Origin of the sequence: Solwaraspora sp. WMMD792 (assembly GCF_029626105.1) — a bacterium.
Classification (GTDB): Bacteria; Actinomycetota; Actinomycetes; order Mycobacteriales; family Micromonosporaceae; genus Micromonospora_E.
Window position 1 is genome coordinate 922,083 of record NZ_JARUBH010000009.1, and the last position, 13,669, is coordinate 935,751.

The following is a 13,669-nucleotide window of genomic DNA, read 5'->3' on the forward strand; positions in this document are numbered from 1 at the left end:
CCATGGCGACGTCCGAGACGGGCGATGGCGGTGCCGATCCCGAGGGTGTGCGACGCTTCGCCCGGAACTGGGCGACCGCCGCCGCCGGGCTCGGCTATCTGCCGTTGAGCCACGCCGAGACCGCCGACATCCTGCACGGGCACACGCTGCGGCTGGCTGCGGCGGTGCTGGCCGGGACGTTCGACGGCCAGGCCGGCCGGGACGTCGGGCGCTGGCTGGTGGAGGGCCACCTGACCGAACCGGCCGTGCTGGGCTGGACCGTCCAGGCCCTCGGCGAGGACTTCCTGCCGCTGGTGCTGCCGCAGCTGGCGACGTCGGCACCGGCCCGGGAACGGATCAGCCACCTGCAGGGCGCGCTCGCTGAGGGGTACGCCCGGGCGCTGCGTAACCGGACCTTCGCGCAGCAGTCCAGCATCCGGCAGGCGGCCTGGTCCGCCCGGGACGCTGCCGAGCAGGCGTTGCGCGACAGCGAGGTCCGGTTCCGGGCGGTATTCACCGGCGCGGCGATCGGCATCGGGCTGGCCGACCTCGACGGGCGGATCATCGACGTCAACCAGGCGTTCGCCGACATGCTCGGCTACACCATCGCGGAACTGCGGGAAATCAACGTCGGGCAGCTGTTCCACCCGGACGACGCGCCCGGCATGTACCAGTTCTACCTTGAACTCATCGAGGGTAAGCACGACCGCGCCCGGGTGGAGAAACGCTACTACCGCAAGGACGGCGCACCGATCTGGACGGACCTCGCGGTGTCGCTGATCCGGCACGACGACGGCCGACCCCGGTTCACCGTCGCGATGGTCGAGGACATCACCGACCGGTACGAGCTGCAGGAGCGGCTGCGTTTCCAGGCCGAGCACGACCCGCTGACCGGGCTGCCCAACCGGGTGCTCTTCTTCGACCGGCTCGCCCTGGCGCTGGCCGACCCGGACGGTCAGGTCGGCGTCTGCTTCCTGGATCTCGACGGCTTCAAGTCGATCAACGACGGGCTCGGTCACGACGTCGGCGACCAACTGCTCGCCGTGGTGGCGCGGCGGCTCGCCGACAGCGCCGCCGACTCCGGGCACCTGGTCGCCCGGATGGGCGGCGACGAGTTCGTGATCCTGGTGACCCGCTGCACCGGCACGCCGCAACTGGTCGGTGTCGCCCAGGCCGCCCTGGCCGCGCTGGCCGCCCCGGCCCAGGTCGACGGGCATCAGCTGACCGTGTCGGCGAGCATCGGCGTCGTCGCGTCGCCGACGGCCGGCACCACCCCCACCGAGGTGATGAAGGCCGCCGACACGACGCTGTACTGGGCCAAGGCCGACGGGCGGGGCCGGTGGGCGGTCTTCGATCCGGTACGCGGCGCGCGCGACGTCACCCGCTCGGCGCTCGCCGCCGCGCTGCCGGCCGCGCTGGACCGTGGCGAGTTCGTCGTCGAGTACCAGCCGATCACCCGGCTGTCCGACCGGACGGTGTCCGCCGTCGAGGCGCTGGTCCGTTGGCAGCATCCGCAGCTCGGCCGGCTCGGGCCGGACCGGTTCGTCGCCCTCGCCGAGGAGACCGGGCTGATCGTCCGGCTCGGCCGGTGGGTGCTGGAACAGGCCTGCCGGCAGGCCAGCCGGTGGCGGGCCGAGCACCCGCAGGCGCCGATCGTGGTCAGCGTCAACATCTCCGCCCGCCAGGTCAGCGACCCGCAGCTCGTCGGGGAGGTGGCCGGGGTGCTCACCCGGACCGGTCTGCCACCGGAGCTGCTGCAGCTGGAGCTGACCGAGAGCGCGGTGATGGCCACCGGCGGCGAGCCGCTGCCGGCACTGCGTCGGCTGGCCGGGCTCGGTGTCCGGTTGGCCATCGACGACTTCGGTACCGGCTACTCCAACCTCGCCTACCTGCGGCGGATGCCGATCCACGTGCTGAAACTCGCCGGTCCCTTCGTGGAAGGGATGCGGGTGGCCGGTCCGGAGGGCGACCGCGACGAGCGGATCGTCGACGCGCTGGTCCGGCTGGCTCACGCGCTCAACCTGACGGTCACCGCCGAGGCGGTGGAGACCGGTGAACAGGCGGACCGGCTGGTGGCACTCGGCTGCGACCAGGCCCAGGGCTGGCATTTCGGCCGTCCGGTGCCGGCCGGGGAGATCACCGAGCGGTTGTCGCGTGGCCCGGACCGGCCCGTAACCGGACCGTGAGGTCGACGGCTGCGTCGTGGGCGAGCCGGTCGGCCGTGTCCCGGCCGAACCGCACCAGATCCGGCACGGGTACGCCGTACGGCCGCTGCCCGGCGTACGGCGCGATCCGGTCCGCGGCCCTGGCCAGCAGCCGCGCCGCGCCGGCCAGGTTGCCCCGCCGCGCGTGGGTGAGCCCGACCGCCAACTGGGCCAGCCCGCGCCAGAACTCACGCTCCACCGGCGGCGCCGCCTTCCAGGCCGACTCCAGCACCTCGTGGGCGTGGAACGGCCGGCCGGCGTCGAGCAGCCGCTGCGCCTCGTCGAGCGCGTCGTGCGGGGTGAGCGCCAGGTCGTCGGGCATGGTCGGTACGCCCGACGCGCCCGGCGGCAACGGCCGACCCAGTTCGTCGCGCGGCCGGGCGTTGCGTGGCCGACCCGCGGGGTCTCGGTCCCGCTTTGGACGGTGGTCACCTGGCGACGGACGGGCCATCGGTCAACAGTAGTGCGGGCGACGGGGCCGGCCGGTCAGCGGGTGCCGGCCACGGGCAGTTCGCCGAATCTGGCGCTGCCCTTGCGTACCAGGTCCGCTGGCAGCCGGCCACCCCAGCGCGGATCGAGGACGACGGCGAGGGCCTCCTGGCCGGTCAACGCCGTCGGTAGCGGAGTGCTCCGGGCCGGGCCACCGCGGCATCGGGCCAGATCCAGCTGGATCAGGGTGCCGTCGGCTCGGTGGTACCGCACCGAGCGGCCACCGAGGCAGGCGTCGGAGACATCGTCGAAAATCACCGTGCCGCCGTTGGCCAGTGGGTAGCAGATCTGGCCGGCGGCGCAGCCCGCCGCCAGCACGTCGTCCGGCAACTGGTCGGCCGACAACGAGAACCGGATCAGCAGGGGGCCGTCTCCCCGGTCCAGTTGGAGCTGCACGGCCACCACGCCAGCCGACCCGGCCGGGTCGACCTTGGCGTACCCGCTGATTCTGCCGGCCGGCAGCAGCCGGGTGAGCAGTTCCAGCGCACCCTCCGCCGTGACCGGTGCGGTGTCGCCGATGGTGACCGGCGGGATGTCGAGGTCCCACACGGCGACCGGGCAGTTGGCCACCTCGGTGGGCGCGGCCGGCAGCGCGGTGACCGTGGCCGTGCCGCCGTTGACGTCGCACCCGGACCGGACCGTCGGCTCGCCGGTAGCCGGCGACACGGGTGCGATGCTCGTCGATCCGGCCGGTGCCGCCGGCTGACCGACGCCCGGCGCACCGACGTCGGGCGGTCCACCGCCCGGTACCGGCAGCCCGACCCCCACCACCGTCGGAACCAGCAGTACGGCACCGGTCGCCAGGGCGGCGGCGATCCCGACGCCGGCGGCCCGTCGGTTGCGGCGGCGCCGCCGCCCGAGGCGCACCGACTCGGCGACCAGCTCCCCGATTGGTGGGGCCGGCCGAGCGGCCAGCTCCTGTTCCAGCAGTCGCCTCATCTCACCTGCCACGGTGACCGCCTCTCCGGTGCCGCTGGCTATGTCCGCCGGCGCCGGTTCGGCGCCCGTACCCGGCATGACGTCCCGGCCGGGCGGTCCGGTGACAGACCGCGCCGGACCGCTTCCAGCCATCGGCGGTGCGCCGTCGCCTCGAGCACACGCCAAGTCAACGGCCGATTCCGACGTGCGACGATTGGTGGCATGGGCAGACTGCACGCCGGGATCGACGGTCGGCTGCGCGAATTCATCGAAGCTCAACCGATGTTCTTCGTGGCCACCGCGCCCTCCGGCGGGGCCGGGCACGTCAACGTGTCGCCCAAGGGGATGCGGGGCGCGTTCGCGGTGTTCGGTGAGCATCAGGTCGGGTACCTCGACTACCACGGCAGCGGTGTCGAAACCGTGGCACATCTGCGGGACAACGGCCGCATCACGGTGATGTTCTGCGCCTTCGACGGTCCGCCCCTGGTCGTCCGGTTGCACGGCGTGGGCACGGTGGTGCCCGTCGACGACCGGCGCTTCGCCGCGCTGGCCGGTGCCTTCGGCGACGCGCCCGACCGACACGGGGTGCGAGCGGTGATCGTCGTCGACGTGCAGCGGGTCAGTGACTCCTGCGGGTACGGCGTCCCGCTGATGGACTATCGCGGGGATCGCGACCTGCTGGTCCGGGCGCACTCCCGGCGGACCGCCGAGGACCTCGCCGAGTACCGGGCGACCCGCAACGCGGCCAGCATCGACGATCTGCCCGCCTTCTCCTGACCGCCCGGTCGACCACACGTTACGTTCGTGCGGCGCCGGGGTAGGAGGCGACCCACGCCGCACCACCGGGCCCGGCCCGGCCGGCGGACGTTGCGGGACTCCGCAGATGGAGGCGGTCGCGGCGGCCGGGTGACGGGTTCGACGAGCGAGGGTGACCAGCGATGACAGAGGGTGAGCGACCGGTCGGCGCCCCGACGGTGCCGGCTCCGCGACCGGCCGTCCCCGCCTTGCTCGCCGCCGCCCTCGACCGGGCCGGCGAAACCAACCGGCTGATCCGGGAGCGCGACTGGAGCCGCACCCCACTCGGCGCGCTGGACGGTTGGCCGGCCAGTCTGTGCCAGGCGGTCGGCATGATGCTCTCGTCGCAGGCCCAGATCGTGCTCTACTGGGGGCCGCAGCTGCGTGCCTTCTACAACGACGCCTACCTGCCCACCATCGGCGCGAAGCATCCGGCCGCCCTGGGTGAGCCCGCCGCCGAGCACTGGTCGGAGCTGTGGGACGTGCTGGAGCCGCTGTTCGCCGGGGTGGTCGAGAGGGGGACCGCCTACCGTGGCACCGACCATCCGTTCCTGCTCGAGCGGCACGGCTTCCTCGAGCAGACCTACTTCGACGTCTCCTACGACCCGCTGCGGGTCGAGGACGGCAGCGTCGGGGGTGTCTTCTGCATCGTCAGCGAGACCACCGGACGGGTGCTCGGCGAGCGTCGGATTCGCACCCTGGCCGGGCTGGGCAGCCGGTTGTCCGACCTGCAGAGCCAGGCCGACCTGCGCCGTGGTGTGCTGGAGGTGCTCGACACCTGCCGCGATGACATCCCGTTCGCCCTGCTCTACCTCGGATCGGACGCGGACTCCGCACGGCTGGCCGGCTGCACCGGCATCGCGGCGCAGACCGTCACCGCGCCGCCGCAACCGAGCCCGGGAGATGCCCCGTCCGCGCTGCTGGACGCCTTGCACAGCGGTACCGCGCGGACCGCCCGGGCGGCGGACTTCGTCGCCGTACCACCGGACACGGCGGCGCCGGAGGTGCTCGTCCTGCCGATCAGCGCGGCGACCGAACCGGTCGGTGCCCTCGTCCTCGGCCGCAGCCGGCACCTGCCGTTCACCAGTGACTACCGCGACTTCTTCGACCTGCTGACCACCCAGATCTCCAGTGCGGTGACCAGCCAGCGGGCCTATCTGCACGAGCGGGCCCGGGCCGCCGAACTCGCCGTGATCGACCAGGCCAAGACCGACTTCTTCGCCAACGTCAGTCACGAGTTCCGGACCCCGCTGACGTTGCTGCTCGGCCCGATCGAGGATCAACTCGCCGACGTGGACCTGCCGGTGCCACATCGCGAGCGGGCCGAGATGATGCACCGCAATGCCCTGCGCCTGCTCAAGCTGGTCAACACCGTGCTGGACTTCTCCCGGCTGGAATCCGGTCGGGCGCGAGCGGCGCTGCAGCCGGTCGACCTGGCCGACTTGACGAACCGGTTGGCCAGCACGTTCCGGTCGGCTGCCCAGCGGGCCGGGCTGGACCTGGTCGTGCATTGCCCACCGCTGCCCGGGACCGTGCAGGTGGACCCGGATCTGTGGGAGAAGATCGTCCTCAACCTGCTGTCCAACGCGGTGAAGTTCACCTTCGACGGCACCATCACCGTGCGGTTGCGGGCGCTCGACGCGTCGGTCGAGCTCACCGTCGCCGACACCGGGGTCGGTATTCCCGCCGCCGACCTGCCGCACCTGTTCGAACGGTTTCACCGGGTAGCCGGCACCCGGGCCCGCAGCCACGAAGGCACCGGGATCGGGCTGGCGCTGGTCCGTGAACTCGTCCAACTGCACGGCGGGACAGTCGCGGTCCGCAGCGAACCCGGTCAGGGCAGTGTCTTCACCGTCGAGATCCCGGTCGGCACCGGGCCGACCCCGCCGGCCGGCCAGGACCCTGAACGCCCAGCCGGCCAGGACCCTGACCGCCAAGCCGGGCGCGACGAGGTCGGCGACACCAGGCAGCTGTACCTGGCCGAGACGCAGCGGTGGAGCGTCGGGCCGGCGCGGGAAGTGATCGAGCAGCCACGGGTCGACCAGCCCGTCGGACGGGTCCTGGTCGCCGACGACAACGCCGACCTGCGGGACCACGTGACCCGGTTGCTGGCACCGCACTGGCAGGTGGTCGCCGCGGCCGACGGTGCCGCGGCGCTGGCCCTCGCCACCCGTACCCCCTTCGATCTGATCCTGACCGACGTGATGATGCCGGAACTGGACGGTTTCGGCCTGGTCACGGCGTTGCGTGCGGACCGGCGGACCCGGCATGTGCCGATCGTCGTGCTCTCCGCCCGGGCCGGGCCCGAGGCCGCCGTGCAGGGCCTGTCCGCCGGTGCCGACGACTACCTGGTCAAGCCGTTCGCGGCGCAGGAACTCGTCGCCAGGGTGCGGGCCAACGTCGAACTGGGTCAGCTGCGCGGCCGGATCATCCACCAGCTGCGGGCGCTCGCCGACGCAGCCGTCGCGGTCAACACCGCGCAGACCACCAGCGAGGTGCTGCGGGTCGCGGTCGAGCACATCCAGCAGCTGGTCCGGGCGTCGAAGGTGGTCGCCACCGCCCCGGGTGCCCGCTACGAGGCGGACGGTGGCGGCCAGCCCTCCGCCGACCCGGCGACGGTCACCCCGTTCATCGGTGCCGACGGGGAACGGCTGGGCGAGTTGTCGGTCTGGCCCTTCGACGGCGCCGGCGCCGACCCGGACACCGACGAGGCGGCGCTGGCGGAGTTCGCCCGGATGGTCGGGCTGCGGCTGGGCAACGCCCGGCTGTACGAGGCGGAACACCGCATCGCCAGCACACTGCAGCACAGCCTGCTGCCCCAGACGCTGCCCCGGGTGCCCGGCGCGCTGATCGCCAGCCGCTACCTGCCCGGCAACGCCGAGGCAGAGGTCGGCGGCGACTGGTACGACGTGGTGGAGGTCGGCGGTGGCCGGCTGGTCCTGGTGATCGGCGACGTGGTCGGCAAGGGTGTGAACGCGGCGGCCACCATGGGTCAGCTGCGCAACGCGCTGCGGGCGTACCTGCTGGAGGGGTTCTCGCCCGGTGACGCCCTCACCCGGCTGAACCGGCTGGTCACGACGATGGGCCGGCGTTCCCTCGCCACCGTGGTCTGCCTGTGGTTCGAACCGTCGAGCGGTGTGCTGCGCTACGCCAGCGCCGGCCATCCGCCACCGGTGGTGGCCGACGGCGCAACGGTGGGGCTGCTGCACGACCGGGCGCTCGGCCCACCGATCGGGGCGATCCGGGGCAGCCGCTACGACACGTCGACCGACCGGCTCGCCGTCGGCAGCCGACTGATCTGCTACACGGACGGGCTGATCGAGGACCGCACCGTGGGCATCGACGCCGGTCTGGACCAGGTCCGGGCCGACGCCAGAGCCGGCGGTGACCACGTCGAGGAGCTCGCCGACCGGCTGCTGCGCCGGGTGGCCCGCCGGCCCCGTCGTGACGACGTCGCGGTGCTGGTGCTGGAGGCGACCGACCTGGACCGCCTCAGGATGCGGCTGCCGGCGCAGGCGCGGGCACTGGCGCTGCTGCGTCGACGGCTGGCGGACTTCTTTGCCGCGCACCGGATCGGCGACACCGACCAGTTCGATCTGACCGTGGCGATCTCCGAGGCGGCGGCCAACGCGATCGAGCACCCGGTCACCCCCGCGCAGCCGGACATCTGGCTGGAGGTCGGTATCGACGGGGACGACCTGGTCGCAAGCGTGCGGGACAGCGGCGGTTGGCGGGAGGCCTCCGACACCGGGTTCCGAGGTCGGGGACTGGCGTTGATCGCCGCCCTGGCCGAACTGCGGATCGACCGGGACGGGCAGGGCAGCGAGGTTACGTTGCGCCGTCGACTGGCTCCCCGACCGGATCCGGCCTGACCATCCGGGCCGGGCTGCCGGCCCGGATCGCCTCGGCGGCCAGCCACGGCTGCCCGCCGAGGCCGGAGATGTCCAAAACCCGGCGGACCTGCCGGGACGGCAGCACCGTCAGCGCCTGCGGGTAGCGGTCGGTGAGCTGGAGCAGCGCGTGGATGGCCGCCGAATCGAAGAACGAGACCGTACGCAGATCGAGGGTCACCTTGCCGGCGTCCTCGTGGATCGCGGCCTGGTACATGTGCTCGGCGGTGGCCATGTCCACCTCGCCGTTGACAGTGACGGTCAGGTGGTCACCGTCCAGGTCACTGGTGGCGGAGAAGAGCTGCTCCGGACCCTGCTGATCCACGAACGTAAAGATGGCACAACTGTGCGGATCCAGCAAGATTCGGCGGTAAACGGTCGGTCGCTCAGCGTGTGGGTGGCGGCCCGGTCGCCGGCCGGTCGGGTCGGCACCGACGGCGCTAGGCTGGACGCATGACCTCCGTCCGCGCTCCGCTGACCCCTGGAAAGATCTCACCGTGGCGGCCGGTGCCGGCGCACATCACCCGGCCGGAGTACGTCGGTCGCAAGCAGCCCGCACCCTGGCGCGGCTCGCACGTCCAGTCCCCGGACACCATCGAGCGGATGCGGGTGGCGGGTCGGCTCGCCGCCCGGGCCGTGCAGCTCGCCGGTGAGCACTGCAAACCGGGGGTCACCACCGACGAGATCGACGCGGTGGTGCACGACTTCCTCTGCGACAACGGCGCCTACCCGTCGACCCTGGGCTACAAGGGGTTCCCCAAATCCTGCTGCACCAGCCTCAACGAGGTCGTCTGCCACGGCATCCCCGACTCCACGGTGCTGGCCGACGGCGACATCGTCAACGTCGACGTGACCGCCTACATCGGCGGGGTGCACGGCGACACCGACGCGACCTTCTGCGTCGGTGAGGTCTCGCAGGAGGCCCAACTGCTGGTCGAGCGGACCCACGAGGCGATGATGCGGGGCATCCGGGCGGTGGCCCCGGGGCGGCAGATCAACGTGATCGGCCGGGTGATCGAGTCCTACGCCCGTCGGTTCGGCTACGGTGTGGTACGCGACTTCACCGGCCACGGCATCGGTGAGGCGTTCCACAGCGGGCTGTACGTTCCGCACTACGACAGTCCACGGCCCACGGACGTGATGGAACCGGGAATGACGTTCACCGTCGAGCCGATGATCACGCTCGGCACGCACGAGTACGACATGTGGCGGGACGGCTGGACGGTGGTCACCAAGGACCGCCGGTGGACCGCCCAGTTCGAGCACACGATCGTGGTCACCGAGGACGGCTTCGAGATCCTCACCCTGCCCTGACCGGACCGGGGCCCAGCAGACTGGTCTCACAGTGGTCGAGCCAGCGGATCTCCGCCTCAGCCCGGAACAGCATCGCGTCGAGCACCAGTCGGCCGACGCGGTCGACGTCGGCCGACCTCGCTCTGGCGCGGGTCAGCTCCCGTACCGCGTCCAGGGTTGCCGCCCGTTGCGCCGCGACCACCCCGCGTACGTCCGCCCCTGGCGTGCTCAGCGCGAGGGCGATCTTCACCGTCAGTTCGTCGCGGCCTTGGCCGACGCGGTCGACCGGGCTGCTGAACCAGGTGGCCAGCGCGTCCCGGCCGGCGGCGGTGATGGCGAACGGCCGCTGCCCGGCCGCGTTGCCCGCCAGCGCACGCACCAGCCCGTCGCGTCGCAGCCTGGCGAGCGTGGTGTACACCTGTCCGATGTTGAGCGGCCACGCCCCACCGGTGGTCTCCTCGAAGGCCGCTCGGAGCTGGTACCCGTGCATCGGGCCCCGGTCGAGCAGCGCGAGCAGTCCGTGGCGGATCGACATGCCAGCTGAGTATGCATACCGGGTAGGTGGGCGGCAACCGGGATCATGAATCGCGGTTCCGGTCACGCTTGCGCCGGGCCGGCCCGGCCAGGTCGCGCTTGCGCCGGGATGGACTGGCCAGGTCACGCTCAGCCGGGCCGGCCCGGCCAGGTCGGCACAGCCGGTGTGACGCCGGCCGCCTGTCGCCAGCGGGTCGCGCGGACCGCGTACTCGATCAGGACGGTGAGCGCTGCCTCGCGCTCCGTGCCCGAGGTGACCGGCAGTACCGCCCGCCAGACGGCCGCGACCCGCTCCTCCACCTCGGCGGCCAGCCGCATGGCGCTGGTCGCGTCGGTGACCGGGAACGGCAGCTGATAGGCCGGGTCGACCGGCGGCGCGGCGGCACCGACCCGCAGGATCAGCTGGTCGCGCCGGTCCCGGTGGGCGGCCTCGGCGTCGTGTGCCCGGGCAGCGGCGTCGCCGTCGAGATGGACCCCGAGCACGCCGTAGGCGAAGATCGCCGCGTACTCGGCGGTGAGTGCCTGCTCCCATCCGTCAGCCACGGTCGGCGCTCCTTCTGATCCGGTGGTCCACGTTTATCGGAGCACCTCGAGGTGGCAGGCGCGGGCCGCGGCGATCGAGCCCAGTAGTGCGGCCCGGTCGGCTGCGGCGGTGTGGCACGCCGCGGCGGCCTCGGCTGCGGCGGCCTCCTCTGCGGACCGCAACGCGGTGAGTGCGGCGGCCCGGTCGACTGGCGGGGCCGAGGTGCCGGTCCCCGGCGTGGCCGTGCCCGACGGTACGGCGGAGCCCGGGGCGCTGGGCTGGCCGCCCGGGTCGGCGGTCGTCGGGGCCGGTAGGGCGATCCCGGTCAGCCGGCTGAGCTCCTCGGCGTGCGTCCGGTGGGTGGCGACGACCGGGGCCAGCAGCGGGCCGAGCTCTGCTGTCGTGGTCATCGCGGCGTCGTACCGCGCCACCAGGTCCAGGGTGGCGGCGAGCAGTCCGGCGAGTGGATCCGGCTCCGGTTCGGGCTCCGGCTCACCGCCGAGCAGGCCGCATCCGGCCAGCCCGGCCGGGACGGCGACGGCGACCGCGGCACCGACGGCACCCCGGATCACTCCGCGTCGGCTGCAGTGGCCGGCCGGAGGAGTGGCCGGGTGCGCGGTGCTGCCGATCGCCCGCCGGCCTGGTTGGTTCGCGAACACCGGACCAGTCAACACCATCGGCGCCGCAATCGGTCCGCGCCTCCCGGGGATCGGTCCGCGAGAGCCTATCCGGAAAGTCCTGCAGTAGCGACTCAGTGTGGTCGTCGCTGTCCCGATGGCTACCCGTGTCGGCTTGCGGTCGGGTGTCCGGTTTCCCTCGGTGCGCCGGGGGGTCGATCGCCTCGGCCGCGCGTTACGCTCTGCCCAGTCGCGTCGGAGTAACATCCGACGGCACTGCTGGTGTCGCCTCGAGCGGCCAACGAAGAAGATAACGGTGGAAGGGTGCGGAGATGACACAGCGTGACCGTGCCGGTGGCAGGTCACCCGGTTCCCGCGCCCGCCGGGCCGCTACCCCCCGGCCCCGTCCGGACGGCGCCCAACGGCCCCAGGTCGCAGCTGCGGCCCGGCGCGACCGGTTGCGGGCGATCGTCGAGCCGGTGGTCCGGGCGGCCGGCTTCGATCTGGAGGACGTCTCGGTCTCCCGGGTGGGTCGTCGACACCTGGTCCGGGTGATCGTCGACGCCGACGGCGGTGTCGGGCTCGACTCGGTGGCCGAGGTGTCCCGTGCGGTCTCGGCGGCCCTGGACGAGGCCGAGTCGGTGGCCGGTGCGGAGCTGATCGCCGGCGAGTACCAGCTCGAGGTCAGCTCGCCCGGCGTGGACCGGCCGCTGCGGTTGCCCCGGCACTGGCGCCGCAACGCCGGCCGGCTGGTGCGGGTGACCGCGGCGCAGCGCCAGGTGACCGGCCGGATCGTCACCGCCGACGACGAATCGGTGCAGTTGGACGTTGACGGTGGCGTCCAGCGGTGGCCCTACGACGACCTCGGCCCCGGGCGGGTCCAGGTGGAGTTCAACCGCCTCGACGAGGTCGTCGACGACGACCCGGCGGATGTCGACGACCCGTCCGACGACGACGAAGTGGAGGACGAGGAGAGGTGAACATCGACCTCGCGGCGCTGCGCGCACTGGAGCGCGAGCGGGAGATCCCGTTCGACACGATTCTCGCGGCGATCGAGGCCGCGTTGCTGACCGCGTACCGGCACACCGAGGGTGCGCAGACCCATGCCCGGGTCGAGATCGACCGGCGCAGCGGGATGGCGCTGGTCTACGCCCAGGATCTCGACGCCGAGGGCGCGGTGCTGCGCGAGTGGGACGACACACCGCATGATTTCGGGCGGATCGCCGCGATGACCGCCAAACAGGTGATTCTGCAGCGGTTGCGGGAAGCGACCGACGAAGTTCACTTCGGGGAGTACGCCGGGCGCGACGGTGACCTCGTCACCGGAGTGATCCAGGCCCATGAGGCCCGTACCGAGAAGGGGATCGTCACCGTCGACCTGGGCAAGTTGGAAGCGGTGCTGCCGGCCGCCGAGCAGGTGCCGGGTGAGACCTACCCGCACGGCCAGCGGATCCGGTGCGTGGTGGTGCACGTGGCCAAGGGATTCCGAGGGCCGCAGATCACCCTTTCCCGGTCCCACCCCAATCTGGTCAAGCGGCTGTTCGCGCTGGAGGTCCCGGAGATCGCCGACGGCACCGTGGAGATCGCGGCGATCGCCCGGGAAGCGGGCCATCGGACCAAGATCGCGGTACGGTCGACCGCTTCCGGGGTCAACGCCAAGGGTGCCTGTATCGGTCCGATGGGCCAGCGGGTGCGGGCGGTGATGAGCGAACTGCACGGCGAGAAGATCGACATCATCGACTGGTCCGACGACCCGGCCGCCTTCGTGGGCAACGCGCTGTCGCCGGCGAAGGCGTTGCGGGTCGAGGTGGTCGACGCGGCCACCCGTACCGCCCGGGTGACGGTGCCGGACTTCCAGCTCTCGCTGGCCATCGGCAGGGAAGGGCAGAATGCCCGGCTTGCTGCCCGACTGACCGGCTGGCGGATCGACATCCGGCCGGACACCGAGGCCGGTTCCGCCGGTCGGGATCCGGCCCCGGAACCGGGCGGCGCGGTCTCTGGCGCGTCGGGGTAGACTTTTCTCGTGGTACGACGTGCGTTGCCGGTGCGCACCTGTGTGGGCTGCCGACGACGTGCACCGGTTCACGAGCTGCTACGGGTTGTCGTAGTTGGAGGCGAGGACGTGTCGCGCCTGCGACCTGATCCGATCCGTGGTCTGCCGGGGCGGGGTGCGCACCTGCATCCCGATCCGGCATGTCTGGAGCTGGCGCAGCGGCGTCGCGCCTTCGGGCGGGCGCTGCGAGTGTCCGGTGTCGTCGACACCGGCGAGCTGGCCGAGTACATCAGCACGTCAACCGCTACGTCCGGTCATCCGGCCGGACGAGGGTCGCACAGCAAGGTAGGACGACCGACATGAGCACACGATGAAGTCCCAGCAATGAGCAGGCTTCTAGTGCACGAGTGAGGTCGCTGCGGGTGCTGCCCGCA

13 protein-coding genes are annotated in these 13,669 nt (G+C 72.4%); 7 read left to right on the forward strand and 6 right to left on the reverse strand.

Features of this window, described 5'->3' with window-relative positions; all coding sequences use genetic code 11:
* The first annotated feature begins 2 nt into the window (after positions 1 to 2).
* Complete coding sequence (locus tag O7629_RS05725) at positions 3 to 2,165, forward strand: EAL domain-containing protein (RefSeq protein ID WP_278167943.1); 2,163 nt, start codon at positions 3 to 5, stop codon at positions 2,163 to 2,165.
* On the opposite strand, the gene O7629_RS05730 is transcribed toward O7629_RS05725, so the two are convergent.
* Together O7629_RS05730 and O7629_RS05735 are read right to left on the reverse strand one after the other, a co-directional pair.
* Positions 2,116 to 2,634 carry a DUF309 domain-containing protein gene (locus O7629_RS05730; RefSeq protein ID WP_278167944.1) on the reverse strand — a complete coding sequence of 173 codons (519 nt, stop codon included), beginning with the start codon at positions 2,632 to 2,634 and terminating at the stop codon, positions 2,116 to 2,118. The two genes, O7629_RS05725 and O7629_RS05730, sit on opposite strands and share 50 nt — an antisense overlap.
* 35 nt (positions 2,635 to 2,669) lie before the next feature.
* A complete protein-coding gene (locus tag O7629_RS05735; RefSeq protein WP_278167945.1) occupies positions 2,670 to 3,611 on the reverse strand; it encodes a hypothetical protein in 942 nt (313 codons plus the stop codon).
* A 201-nt stretch (positions 3,612 to 3,812) separates the two neighbouring features.
* Between O7629_RS05735 and O7629_RS05740 the strand changes: the two genes are divergently transcribed.
* Together O7629_RS05740 and O7629_RS05745 are read left to right on the forward strand one after the other, a co-directional pair.
* Positions 3,813 to 4,367: a pyridoxamine 5'-phosphate oxidase family protein gene (locus O7629_RS05740; protein WP_278167946.1), complete on the forward strand. Its 555-nt coding sequence runs from the start codon at positions 3,813 to 3,815 to the stop codon at positions 4,365 to 4,367.
* Positions 4,368 to 4,528: 161 nt separating this feature from the next.
* Positions 4,529 to 8,257 carry a SpoIIE family protein phosphatase gene (locus O7629_RS05745; RefSeq protein WP_278167947.1) on the forward strand — a complete coding sequence of 1,243 codons (3,729 nt, stop codon included), beginning with the start codon at positions 4,529 to 4,531 and terminating at the stop codon, positions 8,255 to 8,257.
* On the opposite strand, the gene O7629_RS05750 is transcribed toward O7629_RS05745, so the two are convergent.
* On the reverse strand, positions 8,214 to 8,600 hold the full coding sequence (locus O7629_RS05750) for an STAS domain-containing protein (protein WP_278167948.1): 387 nt from the start codon (positions 8,598 to 8,600) through the stop codon (positions 8,214 to 8,216). The genes O7629_RS05745 and O7629_RS05750 overlap by 44 nt on opposite strands.
* 128 nt (positions 8,601 to 8,728) lie before the next feature.
* Here O7629_RS05750 and map point away from each other — a divergent pair, with 128 nt between their 5' ends.
* Positions 8,729 to 9,589, forward strand: a complete 861-nt coding sequence (map, locus tag O7629_RS05755) for a type I methionyl aminopeptidase (protein WP_278167949.1) — start codon at positions 8,729 to 8,731, stop codon at positions 9,587 to 9,589.
* On the opposite strand, the gene O7629_RS05760 is transcribed toward map, so the two are convergent.
* The 3 genes from O7629_RS05760 to O7629_RS05770 all read right to left on the reverse strand — a co-directional run bounded on the left by O7629_RS05760 (position 9,576) and on the right by O7629_RS05770 (position 11,284).
* Entirely contained in the window at positions 9,576 to 10,103 is a 528-nt protein-coding gene (locus tag O7629_RS05760) for a PadR family transcriptional regulator (RefSeq protein WP_278167950.1), read from the reverse strand. The two genes, map and O7629_RS05760, sit on opposite strands and share 14 nt — an antisense overlap.
* A gap of 128 nt (positions 10,104 to 10,231) precedes the next feature.
* On the reverse strand, positions 10,232 to 10,645 hold the full coding sequence (locus O7629_RS05765; RefSeq protein WP_278167951.1) for a ferritin-like domain-containing protein: 414 nt from the start codon (positions 10,643 to 10,645) through the stop codon (positions 10,232 to 10,234).
* A 33-nt stretch (positions 10,646 to 10,678) separates the two neighbouring features.
* Positions 10,679 to 11,284 (reverse strand): hypothetical protein, encoded by a 606-nt coding sequence (locus O7629_RS05770; RefSeq protein WP_278167952.1) that lies wholly within the window; start codon positions 11,282 to 11,284, stop codon positions 10,679 to 10,681.
* 290 nt (positions 11,285 to 11,574) lie between these two features.
* On the opposite strand from O7629_RS05770, the gene rimP reads away from it, so the two are divergent.
* The 3 genes from rimP to O7629_RS05785 are packed head-to-tail and all read left to right on the forward strand — an operon-like array spanning position 11,575 to position 13,598.
* Positions 11,575 to 12,222 (forward strand): ribosome maturation factor RimP, encoded by a 648-nt coding sequence (rimP, locus tag O7629_RS05775; RefSeq protein ID WP_278167953.1) that lies wholly within the window; start codon positions 11,575 to 11,577, stop codon positions 12,220 to 12,222.
* A complete protein-coding gene (gene nusA / locus O7629_RS05780; protein WP_278167954.1) occupies positions 12,219 to 13,256 on the forward strand; it encodes a transcription termination factor NusA in 1,038 nt (345 codons plus the stop codon). The genes rimP and nusA overlap by 4 nt, the downstream gene beginning before the upstream one ends.
* Before the next feature lie 42 nt (positions 13,257 to 13,298).
* A complete protein-coding gene (locus O7629_RS05785) occupies positions 13,299 to 13,598 on the forward strand; it encodes a YlxR family protein (RefSeq protein WP_278174420.1) in 300 nt (99 codons plus the stop codon).
* Positions 13,599 to 13,669: the final 71 nt, after the last annotated feature.

Excerpts from the sequence above, each read along its gene's own strand:
- O7629_RS05760 (WP_278167950.1), bottom strand. The coding sequence starts at position 10,103 with ATGTCGATCCGCCACGGACTGCTCGCGCTGCTCGACCGGGGCCCGATG.
- O7629_RS05745 (WP_278167947.1), top strand. The coding sequence starts at position 4,529 with ATGACAGAGGGTGAGCGACCGGTCGGCGCCCCGACGGTGCCGGCTCCG.
- O7629_RS05725 (WP_278167943.1), top strand. The coding sequence starts at position 3 with ATGGCGACGTCCGAGACGGGCGATGGCGGTGCCGATCCCGAGGGTGTG.
- O7629_RS05730 (WP_278167944.1), bottom strand. The coding sequence starts at position 2,634 with ATGGCCCGTCCGTCGCCAGGTGACCACCGTCCAAAGCGGGACCGAGAC.
- rimP (WP_278167953.1), top strand. The coding sequence starts at position 11,575 with ATGACACAGCGTGACCGTGCCGGTGGCAGGTCACCCGGTTCCCGCGCC.
- O7629_RS05740 (WP_278167946.1), top strand. The coding sequence starts at position 3,813 with ATGGGCAGACTGCACGCCGGGATCGACGGTCGGCTGCGCGAATTCATC.
- O7629_RS05735 (WP_278167945.1), bottom strand. The coding sequence starts at position 3,611 with ATGAGGCGACTGCTGGAACAGGAGCTGGCCGCTCGGCCGGCCCCACCA.
- map (WP_278167949.1), top strand. The coding sequence starts at position 8,729 with ATGACCTCCGTCCGCGCTCCGCTGACCCCTGGAAAGATCTCACCGTGG.